Here is a 12,774-nt window from a genome sequence, read left to right as displayed (position 1 = left end):
ACCCGCGAAAGCGTCAGCCCAGAAGACATCACTGGTCTTGCCGACGCATTCGCGGGTAAACCCGCTCCCACAGGGTCGGTGCCCGTCTTGGGAGCAGCACCCACTTTTCCGATAAAGGACATTCCCCATGCGTATCGTTGTTGCATTGGGCGGCAACGCCCTGCTGCGTCGCGGCGAGCCCATGACCGCTGACAACCAGCGCGCCAATATCCGCACCGCCACCGAGCAGATCGCCAAGATTCACCCCGGCAACGAACTGGTTATCGCCCACGGCAACGGCCCCCAGGTGGGCTTGCTGTCGCTGCAGGCGCTGTCCTACAAGCCGGACGAAGCCTACCCGCTGGACGTGCTCGGCGCCGAAACCGAAGGCATGATCGGCTACATGATCGAACAAGAGCTGGGCAACCTGCTGGCGTTCGAAGTGCCGTTCGCCACCTTACTCACTCAGGTCGAAGTGGACGCCAACGACCCGGCCTTCAAAGACCCGACCAAATTCATCGGTCCGGTCTACAGCAAGGAAGAAGCCGAACGCCTGGCCAAGGAAAAAGGCTGGGTGGTCAAGGCCGACGGCGACAAGTACCGCCGTGTGGTGGCCAGCCCAAAACCCAAGCGCATCTTCGAGATCCGCCCGATCAAGTGGCTGCTGGAAAAAAGCAGCATCGTGATTTGTGCCGGTGGTGGTGGCATCCCCACCATGTACGACGAAAACCGCAAGCTCAAAGGTATTGAAGCGGTCATCGACAAGGACCTGTGCTCGGCACTGCTGGCCGAACAACTGGAAGCCGACCTTCTGATAATCGCCACCGACGTCGATGCGGCCTACATTGACTGGGGCAAGCCTACGCAAAAAGCCATTGCCCAGGCCCACCCCGACGAACTCGAACGCCTGGGCTTCGCCGCTGGCTCCATGGGGCCGAAGGTGCAGGCGGCCAGTGACTTTGCCCGCAACACCGGCAAAGTGGCGGTGATCAGCTCGCTGGAGAACATCGAAGACATCGTCAAAGGCACCGCCGGCACCCGGGTTTCCACCGCCAAGCCTGGGATCAGCTACCGTTGAATGCAGTGGGCGGGCGCCTCTGGCGCCCGTCATTTTCGACCTTCCAAAGGAGCTTGCCATGGCCCAGTACCACCCTGGTCATGTACACATCGAGCGCAGCGCGCTGAACACCAATGACCACAGCTATGACCTGAACATCGAATACGAGGCCGCGACGGACCCCAAGGAAGGCAGAGGCATTCAGTTCCACATGCATGGCAGCATCGAAGGCAAGCCGGTGGAGGAGAGGTTCTTCCTGCCCAAGGACCAGGTGCTGCCCAGCTTCCTCATGCTGTTGACCCGCAAGGCTCAGTCTTACCTGGCCCCGCCGAAGAAATTCGAGAACCTGAGTTCACCGCACAAACTCTACGACTATATGTTCGCGGACATTCGCGAAAAGCTGGACGTGAAGTCAGGCGACGCGATCAAGCCTGAACATCTGGAGTGACCCAATCGCCGGCAAGCCGGCTCCCACAGGTACTCCACTACCTCGGGTCCAGCGCGGTACTTGTGGGAGCCGGCTTGCCGGCGATTGGGTTTAACACTGCTCCCAAGGCATACTACTGGCCTCCCCGGCCATGACCATCCGCCTCCCCCATGCGCATCCACGTCAGCTTCATCGACCGCGTCGGCATCACCCAGGAAGTCCTCGCCCTGCTCGGTGCCCGCAACCTCAATCTGGACGCCGTGGAGATGGTCCCGCCGAACGTCTACATCGACGCCCCGACCCTCAGCCCCGCCGTGCTCGAAGAGTTGCACGACGCCTTGTTCGAAGTGCAGGGCGTGCAGTCGGTGGATGTGGTCGACATCCTCCCCGGCCAACGCCGCCACCTGCAGCTCGACGCCCTGCTCGCGGCCATGAGCGACCCGGTGCTGGCGGTGGACAGCGCAGGCCTGGTGCTGCTGGCCAACCCGGCGTTGATTGCCCTGTGTGGGCGCGAGTCGGCCGGGCGCTCGGTGGGTGAACTGTTCGGCGACAACGGGCTGCTTCAGGCCCTGCAAGACAACAACTTCCACCTGCCAATGCGCGAGATGCAGCTCAATGGCCAGAGCCTGCTGCTCGACGCCACCCCCATCACCAACGCGGGCGGCCTGCTGACCCTGTACCCGCCAACGCGCATGGGTGAGCGCCTGTCGGCCTTGCACCACGACCACGCCGAAGGCTTCGATGCCCTGCTGGGTGAATCACCGGCCATCCGTACCCTCAAGGCCCGTGCCTTGCGCGTGGCGGCCCTCGATGCGCCCTTGCTGGTACACGGCGAGACCGGCACCGGCAAAGAGCTCGTGGCCCGCGCCTGCCATGCCATCAGCAGCCGCCATGCCGCGCCGTTTCTTGCCCTGAACTGCGCCGCGCTGCCCGAGAGCCTGGCCGAGAGCGAGCTGTTCGGCTATGCCCCAGGCGCCTTTACCGGTGCGCAACGCGGTGGCAAACCGGGGCTGATGGAACTGGCCAACCAAGGCACGGTGTTTCTCGACGAGATCGGCGAAATGTCGCCCTACCTGCAGGCTAAGCTGCTGCGTTTTCTCAGCGACGGCAGCTTCCGCCGCGTGGGTGGCGACCGTGAGGTGAAGGTGGATGTACGCATCATCAGCGCCACCCACCGCGACCTGGAGCGCATGGTGGCCGAAGGCACCTTCCGTGAAGACCTGTTCTACCGCCTCAACGTGCTCAACCTGCAGGTGCCTCCGCTGCGCGACCGTGGCCAGGACATCCTGATGCTGGCGCACTTCTTCATGCAGCAGGCCTGCACGCAGATCCAGCGCCCACCCTGCCGGCTTACGCCAGCTACCCACTCGGCGCTGCTTGCCAACCCATGGCCAGGCAACGTGCGGCAGTTGCAGAACGTGATTTTCCGCGCTGCGGCCATCTGCGAAGGCAACCTGGTAGACATTGGCGACCTGGACATCGCCGGCACTTCGGTGGCCCGCGGCCAGGATGGCGAAGTGGCGAGCCTGGAGCAGGCTGTGGGCGACTTCGAACGGGAACTCTTACAGCGCTTATATGCAAGTTACCCCTCAACACGGCAATTGGCCAGCAGGCTACAAACTTCACATACCGCCATTGCGCAGCGGCTGCGCAAGTACGGCATACCCGGAAAACCTTAAGGCTTGTTGAAAAGTCCGAAAGTGTTTCAGAATGATCCTAGGGTTGGCGCCGATACGTACCCAACTGTTCTTGCGTAGAATGGACGTTCGCCTGTGGATATAAAAGAGCACCCTGATGTTTGAACTCGACTTTTACGGCACCTTGGTAGCGGCTTCTTTAGTACTGTTATTAGGCCGCGGCCTGGTCGCACGCGTGGGTTTATTACGCGCGTACAACATACCCGAGCCCGTCGCCGGGGGCCTGGTCGTTGCCTTTTGCCTGTTAGGGCTGCGGCACTTTGATATTCACGTGCAATTCGATACTTCCCTGCAAACTCCCTTGATGCTGGCGTTTTTTGCCACCATTGGCTTAAGCGCAGACTTTGCCAGCCTGAAAAAGGGTGGGCGTGTCGTCGCCATCTTCCTGCTCGTGGTGACCGGCCTGCTGCTGGTACAAAATGCCATGGGTATCGGGCTTGCCACGGCACTGGGCCTCGACCCGCTGATGGGCCTGCTGGCGGGCTCGGTCACCCTGTCCGGTGGCCATGGCACCGGCGCCGCCTGGGGTGCGACGTTCAGTGAGCAGTATGGCCTGGCCTCGGCCTCCGAACTGGCGCTGGCCGCTGCAACCTTTGGCCTGGTGCTGGGCGGCCTGATCGGTGGCCCGGTCGCCCGCCTGCTGGTCAAGCGTGTACAAACCAGCGGCATCGAGCAGGCGCAGCCACAACAACCCCGGGGCTTCGAACAGCCAAACGAAGAGCGCCTGATCACCTCATTCAGTTTTATCGAAACCCTCGCGCTGATTGCCGTCAGCTTGCTCGCAGGCTCGTTATTCAATGGCCTGTTAAAGGGAACTGCATTTGAACTGCCCACATTTGTTTGCGTCTTGTTTGTCGGTGTCGTGTTGCGCAACGGGCTTTCAGCCTTGGGCGCATACCGTGTGTTCGAACGTGAAGTTTCAGTATTGGGCAATGTCAGCCTTTCACTGTTTTTGGCCATTGCGCTGATGTCGCTTAAATTATGGGACTTGGCCGCACTGGCGTTTCCGTTCTTTATGCTGTTGGCGATGCAAGCACTGGTCATGGCCTTATTTGCAATCTTCATTACGTTCAGGGTCATGGGCAGTAATTATGACGCGGCCGTATTAGCTGCCGGACACTGTGGTTTCGGCCTGGGTGCCACGCCGACCGCCATTGCCAATATGCAAGCCGTGACGCAACGTTACGGCCCTTCGCATATTGCCTTTTTGGTGGTACCGATGGTGGGGGCGTTCTTCATCGATATCATCAACGTGATCGTGATCAAGGTGTACTTGGCATTGCCCTTCTTCACCGCGCTTTAAGCACCTGCCAGCGGCATGCGTGCGGCTGAACTGGCCGCACGCTCGGTAACCGAATTAGGCGCGTCAGGCTTACCTGTTCAAGCCTGACGAGCCAGGGCTTGGCTGTGCCGCAACGGCGGACGCAACAGTGTGCTCAAGCCCAGCAGCACGAAGGCACCGATCATCATCACCGCCCAAGCCCAGTGCAATGAGCTGAGCTGGTCACGCACGATACCGGCGAGCAGTGGCATGCTGGCGGCGATCAGGTACCCACCACCTTGCACGAACGCCAACAGCGCGCCGGCCTTGGCCGGTGAGTCCGCGTGGTCCATGGCAACGATCAACGAGAGTGGGAAAAGCGCCCCAATGCCCAGGCCCAGGCATACCGTCGCCACGGCCGCCAACGCTACTGGCGCGACCATCAGGCACGCCAACCCTGCTATCAACAGCAGAATGACCAACACCAAGGGGTGCCTGCGGTCAGGAAAGCGCTGGATCAAAGATGACACGAGCAACCCGGCAACCACTTCGGTGACGGTCAGTGCCCCCAGCAGGTAACCCGCTTCGGCTGCTGTCCACCCCAACTCGATGTAAAACGGCGGCAGCCAAGCCAGCACCAAGGTGTAGGCACCTGTGCCAATGCCGAAGAACAGCAACAGCAGCCAGGCCCGCGCACTGCGGTAGGGCAATGTGGCCGCCACCTGTCCGCCAGCGGTACCACGCCCTAGCAACAGCCAGACGATCAAGGCGACCAATGCCGGGACGGCAGCGTAGCCCAACGACAGTTGCCAGCCGAACAGGCCCGCGCCGGGTGCTGCCGTGGCGGCAGCCAACGCGGCGCCCGCCATGATACCGGTGGTAAACAACCCCATCAGCATGCCAGCACTTTGCGGATGGCTGCCTTTGAGGAACGCCGGCATCAGCGCCTGAATGATCGCAATGCCGATACCGCCCAGTGCCGCCGTGGCGATGAGCGCTTCGGCAGTGCTGACGTAGGCGCGTGCAGCGCAGCTCAGCGCAATCAGCACAATGCCTGTCGCCACGCCCGTGGTCTCGCCGACCAGACGCAGCAGCCAAGGGCCGGACAACGCGAACACGCCCATCATCATCACCGGCAAGGTTGTCAGCAGTCCGGCTTGGGTATTGCTCAGCCCCAGGTCGTGCTGCAGCAATTGCAGCAGCGGGCCGATGGCCGCCATGACCGGGCGCAGGTTCAAGCCGATCAGTATCGCCAGCAACCCGACGCAGGCTTTGTTGGGGGTATCAGACATCATGGAGGGGCTCCTGCAGAAACGCACCGGTTGCCTGGTTGAATGCCTGTGCCAGCGGTACGTTGAAAACGTGCCCTTCGCCAGCGAGGGTGGCCAGGCGAGCATGACCGATGTTGCTGCAGATGGTTTCGGCCTCGGCGCTGGGGCTGATCGGGTCAAACTCTGCGGCGAGCACCAGTGTGGCAGCCTGAATGCGTTGCAAATCGCCAGTCAGGTCGTACTGCTTCATACCCTCGCACCAGCGGACCTGGTTGTGCGCCCGGAGCTGCGCGGCCTGGGCGTGCCACGCCTGGTAAAGCCGCTGACCATGGGGCGAGGCGGCGAAGTCCGCACCTACCAATGCGGGCCAGCTCGATTTGAAGCGTTTGAGGCAACCATCCTGCTTGTCCAAGGCGGCCGCCCACTCGCTGAGCAGCCCTCGGCGATGTGCCGTGTTCATGCTGGCGAAGGTGCCAGCAACGATCAGCTTCTCTACGGCGTGGGGTGCATGGCAGGCCATCTCAAGGGCCACCATGCCCCCCAGGGACAAGCCGATCAGTTGGATGCTGTCGAGCCCGAGGTGGTCCAGCAGCGCCAGCATCTCCAAGGCTTGGGCATGCGCGGTGATGCCTTCGGGTGCATCACTGGATGCACCGTGCCCTAGCAGGTCGGGTACGATGACACGGTGCCCGAGGCCAAGCAGCGCGCTGAGCTGCGGCATCCACGCCCTGCCGCTGTTGCCCAACCCGTGCAGCAGGAGTACAGGGCTACCGGAGCCGGTGTCATGATAATAGTGACGATGCTGTCCATGTATGAAAAAAGCCATGCTGCCTCCTGATCCTTGAGCTTCACCGCGCCAAGATAGCTTAACGTTAAGATTGTTAAAAGGTGCGGGGGTTCAGAAGGTGCGCTGGTTACACATTTCCAGGTTGAACGATGGGTGCTGCAATGAACGATCATGTCGATTTCGTCGTCGCGCAGTGGGCGCAGGCGATGCCTTCCGTAGATGTTTCCTCCATGGAAATCTTTGGCCGAATGGCGCGTATCAGCAAGCACCTGGAGCGCATGCGTGCAGAAGCCCTGGCGCAGTATGGTTTCAAGGAGGGCGAATTCGACGTCCTGGCAACCTTGCGCCGTGCGGGGGCGCCCTACCGCCTGACGCCAACCGAGCTGTATCGCTCGTTGCTGATAACGTCCGGCGCGATGACCAACCGCTTGGCGAGACTGGAAAGCGCCGGGATGGTCGAGCGCATTGCCGACAATCAAGACAAGCGCAGCTCCCAAGTGGCCCTCACAGCACAGGGCAAGGCATTGATTGATAAGGCCGTCCTTACCCATACTGAGATCCAGGAGCTGGTACTGGCCCCCCTGAGCGCCGAGCAGCGAGCACACTTCGCTCAGCTGTTGAAGCAAATGCTCGCTCATCTGCCAGGTGAGGGTGCGCCCAGGCAATGAACTGGAAAATTCAGGAGGAATTTTCATGCTTCACAGCAATTACCTGAAGCAATTGGATCTGCAGGACATCGTGGTATTCATCAACCTGCTCGAACTGCGCAGCGCCAAGCGGACTGCCGAATTGATGAATGTCAGCCAGCCCACCGTCAGTTATTGCCTGAAGCGCCTGCGCGGGTGCTTCGACGACACCTTGTTCTCGTCGTCGCAAGGGGTGCTGAAACCCACCACCAAAGCGGAAAAGATTGCGCCGTACCTGCGCGTGGTGGTCGAGTCCGTCAACCGCTGTGCCGAGGACGACAGCAGCGCCTCGCCACAAGCACAGCGCAAGATCTGGCGCATCTGCGCGCCCGAGTATTTCGAACTGTCCTTCTTGCCGCAGGCGCTGGCGGTACTGTCACGTACCCACGGCAATACCTCGCTGCACCTCGAACGCTTGAGCCGTGACCTGCCGGTGGACCGGTTGATTTCAGGCGACATCGACATTGCCATCGGCTTTGGCCCCGGCTATCACCAGATGCACCCCGAGCTGCAGTGGCAACCCGTGCTCAGCGATGACTTCGTGTGCGTAACCAGCCAAGGCATGCTGGCCAGTGAAGAGGCCATGAGCCTGGACGAGTTCTGTGCTTCGCCCCATGTGTTCCCGACACCGTGGATATCGGAAAAGAACATGGTCGACAGCTGGCTGGACAAGGTTGGCCGATCACGCAACGTGCTGGTGCGCGCCAACGGCTATCAGGCCTGCGTGAATATCGTGGCCGCCGTGCCCGCCACGGTGGCACTGCCTGCACGCCTGTTGCCGCACCTGCGCATTGCACCTGGGCTGAAGGTGTGCAAACCGCCGCTGGGGTTCCCCAGTTTCACGCTCGACATGATCTGGTCCCGCGATCGCAGCGACAGCAAGGATATTTCCAGCCTGCGCGCACTGGTCGAAGCGGTGGCGCAAACGCTGTTGACGGAACGATGACCCCGCTTTATTAAATTTTCCCATCGCGTTTAAATTTCTTAAAACCAGCAGCTTGTTCTTTTCACTTACTGTGAGGTCATCGGGTAGCGGTGTTCTACCTGACCCACAGTTCACGGAGGAATAAGTCATGCTGGCGCACGTACAACCCACGGTGTTTCCGTTCTATCGACAACCGACACCGTGCTACGGTTTCGAATGTATCTATGCCGTCGACCGCGACCTGCGGGTAGGCGATTCAATCAACAGTGCAACACTGTATGAAGACCTCGCCCACAGTGGCGCAATTATCTACCGCGACTTTGCCGATACGCTGCCGGACTTCAACGACTTCGTCAGTGCGCATTCCGCCCGCGTAACATTCGACCCGGCCCGCAAAGCCGCCACGTCCAACACGGCAGAAATCGAGGCCGGGGTAAATGAAATGGGGCTGCACCGTGAGAACGGTAACTTGCCATTCAACCCCGACCTGCAGTGGTTCTACTGCCTGGAGCCAGCAGCCGTGGGCTCTGAGACGACCTTGTGCGACGGCCAACGCGTACTGTTCGACTTGTCTTCGAAAACCCGAAAGTGTTTTGAGAACCGTGAGATTCGTTACAGCCGGCGCATCCCTTGGAACAATGTAAAACGTTTTCTGAGCATTGAACTGCAACTGCCCATCGATGACATTACCGACGAGCATTTGCACCACGTCAATCAACGTGTCAGTGGCCAAACTTACCGTCGCATTGATCAGAACCTGATTGCCTCCGAACTGATTATCTCCGCAGTTGAAACCAGTTGCTTCAGCGGCAAGAAAGCGTTCTGCAACTCAATGCTCGGCCCCAGCGTCAACTATGAACCGCCGCTTATCACCTGGGCCGATGGCGAGGATATCGCCCTGGATATCTGGGACGAGATCAAAGAAGTGACCGCCCGCAATACCTATAACCACTTCTGGCAAAAGGGCGACCTGGTGGTGATCGACAACACGCGGGTGATGCACGGTCGCCGACGCCTGGATGACCCCTCACGGCGCATCTTCGGCGCGCAAAGCTACCGCATTGGAGGTATCGGCCAATGATCAGTCAAAAAATGCAGAACTACCTGGCCGCCACCCCCGACCGCGTAGTGATCAAGGAAATGAACGGTCGCGCCTACACTTTGCACGAATTGCGCCGTGACGTAATGCGACTGGCCAGTGCCCTCGAGGGGCGGGTTGGCCGCTGCGAACGCAAAGTGTTTGGCATCGCCATGCGCTCTTGCTACGAGTGGGTGTACACCTTGTTGGCGATCCAGAAAGTGGGCGGTGTGTTGCTACCGGTGCCCATCGAATTCTCCGACGACCAGATCGGCAGCCTGCTCGGCAAAGCGGCGGCAGTGTTCGTCAGCGATGAGCAAACCGCCGGCCGCCTGCACGCTATTTTGCCGGACAAGGCGTGCTTCATCCCCGCGCAACTCATGCACGAGACCATTGGTGATGAGTGGCGCCAGGAGGACGAGCTCATCCCGGACGGCATTGTTTCGATCATCCACACGTCCGGCACCACCTCCAAACCCAAAGGGGTGATGATCCGCGACGAGGCCGTCGGGCTGCTGGTCGATAACGTGATGAAGCGCCTGCCACAACAGCCGCTGCACTACTTCTCGATCGTCCCCATGAGTTTGCTGATCGAGCAGGTGCTGGGGGTGTTCATCCCGATTCTGTCCGGCGGCACCTTGACCCTCATGCCCGAAGGCATGACCGAATACGGCGCAGCCAGCGGCAACGCACGGCAGTACCTGCAGCTGATAGCACCCAACCAGCCGAACTTCCTGTACCTGCCGCCCAAGCTGCTGGAAGAGGCCAACCTGCTGCTCGAGCACTGCTCGGTCGAGGAACTGTTCGGGCCACAACGCCCGCACATCATCACCGGCGGCGCGAAAATTCCGGTAACGGTTTTGCAAGCCTTGGAAGCGCACGGCGTGCAGGTGTTCGAAGCCTATGGCCTGAGCGAGAACTCTTCGATCATTTCGCTCAACTCACCGGCGCAACGGCGTATCGGCTCGGCAGGCACACTGCTCGATGGCATCGAACCCAAGCTGGTCGACGGTGAATTGCTGGTCCGCACGCCGACCCTCTGCGCCGGTTACTACAACGCCGACGATACTGCCTGCGACCTGTCCGACGGGTATCTGCATACCGGCGATATCGCCGAATTTCGCGACGGTTATCTGTACATCACCGGCCGCAAGAAGCACGTGATCATCCTGTCTACCGCACGCAACATTTCGCCTGAATGGGTCGAGAACGTCTACAAAGAGAGCGCCCTGGTAGACGACATGATCGTCATGGGCGAAGGCAAGGACGAACCCTGCGCCATCGTCTTGAGTAGCGCCTGCGCTGACTCGGTCCGCCAGGAAATGGCGCGCCTGGAGCACCGGCTCGCCGACTTTGCCAGGGTCAGGCAGATTCGCGTCATCGCTGACATCGCCACCTTCCGTGATCAGTTCTACACCGTCACGGGGCGGCCACGCAGGGCCGAGATCGAAGCGCGGTTCATCGACCAGATGTACGCCTGAGGAAGCCACCATGTACATCGTGCGTAATTTCTACAAAGGCCGACCTGGCTACCGATGCCTGCAGGAAGCGGTACGTGCCCACTACCTCAAGCACTATGGCGCGACGCCAGAGCCACAGCCCGATCTGTTCGTCTGCCTGACCGGCGCCAACGGTGGGGCCCCAGGTTACGCCTGTGCGGGGATCAGCTACGGCGATTCCGGCAAGCTGTTCAGCGAGTACTACCTGGATCAAAGCCTGGATGAGCGCTACCACATCGATCGGGCACGCATTGCCGAAGTGGGCGCCTTCGCCTCGTTTCATAGCGGCAGTGGGGCCGGAAAGTACTTGCTCAACAACGTGATCAAGACACTGGCCCTGCGAAATTTCGGCTTGGTGGTGCTGACCGCGACCGAGCAGGTGCGGCAGCTGCTGATCCCCCTCGTAGACACCCTCGAGGACCTGGGCAGTGCCGACCGCAACAGGCTCAAGGACCCTGGCGTCAACTGGGGCAACTACTACGAACACGGACCACGGGTAGTGGCTTCGCGCCTGTCTGCACCGAGTACCTGGGGCAATGCCCCCGCCCTGGCGCTGAGCCAGCCGCATTTCACCTGCCAGGCAACCGCCTGACCACATCTGGCTCCGGGCATGGCCGTGCCCGGAGCACTGGAGGTAACCATGAACGCAAACAAGCGTTACGAGAATTTCATCGTGTTCCTTGCGCCCCTGATCAATAGCGTCGGGGGGATCGCCATCGACCTGTATGCGCCCAGCATGCCGTCAATCGGGCATGAGCTGGGCGCCAGCCCGTCGCTCATGCAGAACACCATCACCATCACTTTGCTGTTCTATGCCATCGGCCAGCTATTTTTCGGCATCATGACCGATGCGCGCGGGCGCAGGCCGGCGGTAATCCTGGGCCTGGCGCTGTTCCTCAGCGGCAGCCTGCTGGCCACCTTCTCGACCTCCATCGAAATGCTGTTGGTGGCCCGCGCACTGCAAGGTTTTGCGATCGGTGCCTGCCAAGTGGTTGCCCGTGCCTTGCTGGTCGATATCGTCAAGGGCCCGCGCTTCTATGTGGCGATCATCTACCTGAGCCTGGCGTTCGGCCTCGGGCCCGTCATCGCACCCTATGTTGGCGGCATGATCGAGGTCTACCTGGGGTGGCGCTACAACTTCGTCCTGTATGCGGTCTATGCCGTGATCGTGATGGCGTTCGTCCTGGCTGGGCTCAAGGAATCGCTGCCCGCCACTGCCCGCCGCAGTGCCATGCAAACGCTGGCTGGCTACCGGTGCATTCTGGCTGACGGGCGCTTTCGTTCTTCGGTCATCGTGCTGGGGGCAAGTTTCTCGGCATTTTTGCTGTGGAACGTGATTGGCCCGCATATCGTCCAGGAACGGCTGGGCCATGACGCACAGTACTTCGGCACCACGGCACTGGCGGTGGGCAGTTGCTATCTGGTTGGGACGCTGGTCAATCGCGCGTTGATCCGTAGGGTCCAGGCGGCCACGTTGATGTGGACGGGCATGCTGCTGTTCCTGCTCGGTGTGTTGAGCATCGCCGCCATGCCCGCTGGGTTGAACCTGGTCAGCATCCTGGGTGGCATCATGCTTGTCGCGTTCGGCCAGGGCTTTATCTTTTCCAACGCCATGGCCCGCTCCATGTCCCTGTTCCCCGACCGCGCAGGCGTGGCGGCAAGCCTGCAAGGCTGCCTGATGCTGGTGTTCGGGTCGCTGGCGTCGGGCATCGTCAGTGCGCTGCCGTTGGCGTCCAACCTGGCGATCGCGGGCGTGTTCCTGGTGCTCTGGCTGATCTCGCTGTCGGGGATGCTGACAGTGCGCCTGCAACAGCGCCAAGCCTCGCCAGCCTGAGCCAGGTGTCGCCCGCTAGGCGCGGATGACGTGGGTGTATTGATTTCAATACAACGTAATGGAATCAATACACCCACTCACCGATCTGTATCTATAAGGGTTTGCCACGACTAGCGATTTGGGCCGCGGCGCTTCTGTATCGATTTCATTCCAATCTCATATGCACGCACGCTTCGCGCATCAATCAAACCATTGATTTATAAGCGTTTTATTTTATTGGCCACATTTTTGCTACAGGAAATCCAACAAGTGCGTGGCCAACCACGCCTACCG

The 12,774-nt window shown here is 60.6% G+C and carries 12 protein-coding genes; 10 read left to right on the top strand and 2 right to left on the bottom strand.

Translation table 11 applies throughout. The features are described 5' to 3' along the window. The first annotated feature begins 127 nt into the window (after nt 1-127). From arcC to gltS, 4 genes are all read left to right on the top strand, one after another. A complete protein-coding gene (arcC, locus tag LOY53_RS05010) occupies nt 128-1,057 on the top strand; it encodes a carbamate kinase (protein ID WP_085272675.1) in 930 nt (309 codons plus the stop codon). Between the two features lie 58 nt (nt 1,058-1,115). After that, nucleotides 1,116-1,484: a DUF5064 family protein gene (locus LOY53_RS05005; protein ID WP_252826808.1), complete on the top strand. Its 369-nt coding sequence runs from the start codon at nt 1,116-1,118 to the stop codon at nt 1,482-1,484. A 149-nt stretch (nt 1,485-1,633) separates the two neighbouring features. Then, nucleotides 1,634-3,142, top strand: a complete 1,509-nt coding sequence (locus LOY53_RS05000; RefSeq protein WP_258703668.1) for a sigma-54-dependent transcriptional regulator — start codon at nt 1,634-1,636, stop codon at nt 3,140-3,142. A 115-nt stretch (nt 3,143-3,257) separates the two neighbouring features. Then, nucleotides 3,258-4,463: a sodium/glutamate symporter gene (gene gltS, locus LOY53_RS04995; RefSeq protein WP_099453031.1), complete on the top strand. Its 1,206-nt coding sequence runs from the start codon at nt 3,258-3,260 to the stop codon at nt 4,461-4,463. A gap of 77 nt (nt 4,464-4,540) precedes the next feature. On the opposite strand, the gene LOY53_RS04990 is transcribed toward gltS, so the two are convergent. Together LOY53_RS04990 and LOY53_RS04985 are read right to left on the bottom strand one after the other, a co-directional pair. Next, a complete protein-coding gene (locus tag LOY53_RS04990) occupies nt 4,541-5,713 on the bottom strand; it encodes an MFS transporter (RefSeq protein WP_252827385.1) in 1,173 nt (390 codons plus the stop codon). Further along, entirely contained in the window at nt 5,706-6,518 is an 813-nt protein-coding gene (locus LOY53_RS04985; protein ID WP_252826806.1) for an alpha/beta fold hydrolase, read from the bottom strand. The genes LOY53_RS04990 and LOY53_RS04985 overlap by 8 nt, the downstream gene beginning before the upstream one ends. Nucleotides 6,519-6,640: 122 nt before the next feature. Here LOY53_RS04985 and LOY53_RS04980 point away from each other — a divergent pair, with 122 nt between their 5' ends. The 6 genes from LOY53_RS04980 (at nt 6,641) to LOY53_RS04955 (ending at nt 12,501) form a co-directional block, all read left to right on the top strand. Next, complete coding sequence (locus LOY53_RS04980; RefSeq protein ID WP_252826805.1) at nt 6,641-7,147, top strand: MarR family winged helix-turn-helix transcriptional regulator; 507 nt, start codon at nt 6,641-6,643, stop codon at nt 7,145-7,147. A gap of 25 nt (nt 7,148-7,172) precedes the next feature. Then, nucleotides 7,173-8,111, top strand: a complete 939-nt coding sequence (locus LOY53_RS04975; RefSeq protein ID WP_099453027.1) for a LysR family transcriptional regulator — start codon at nt 7,173-7,175, stop codon at nt 8,109-8,111. 127 nt (nt 8,112-8,238) lie between these two features. Next, a complete protein-coding gene (locus tag LOY53_RS04970; protein ID WP_258703667.1) occupies nt 8,239-9,171 on the top strand; it encodes a TauD/TfdA family dioxygenase in 933 nt (310 codons plus the stop codon). After that, nucleotides 9,168-10,649 (top strand): AMP-binding protein, encoded by a 1,482-nt coding sequence (locus tag LOY53_RS04965; protein WP_186675673.1) that lies wholly within the window; start codon nt 9,168-9,170, stop codon nt 10,647-10,649. Before LOY53_RS04970 ends, LOY53_RS04965 begins: the two co-directional genes overlap by 4 nt. A gap of 10 nt (nt 10,650-10,659) precedes the next feature. Beyond that, nucleotides 10,660-11,259 carry a thermostable hemolysin gene (locus LOY53_RS04960; protein ID WP_252826803.1) on the top strand — a complete coding sequence of 200 codons (600 nt, stop codon included), beginning with the start codon at nt 10,660-10,662 and terminating at the stop codon, nt 11,257-11,259. A 48-nt stretch (nt 11,260-11,307) separates the two neighbouring features. Continuing rightward, nucleotides 11,308-12,501 carry a multidrug effflux MFS transporter gene (locus LOY53_RS04955; protein WP_099453023.1) on the top strand — a complete coding sequence of 398 codons (1,194 nt, stop codon included), beginning with the start codon at nt 11,308-11,310 and terminating at the stop codon, nt 12,499-12,501. Nucleotides 12,502-12,774 lie beyond the last annotated feature (273 nt).

The sequence above is a fragment of the Pseudomonas sp. B21-031 genome, assembly GCF_024748985.1.
Classification (GTDB): domain Bacteria; phylum Pseudomonadota; class Gammaproteobacteria; order Pseudomonadales; family Pseudomonadaceae; genus Aquipseudomonas; species Aquipseudomonas kermanshahensis.
This window is presented reverse-complemented; position numbering and strand designations above follow the sequence as displayed.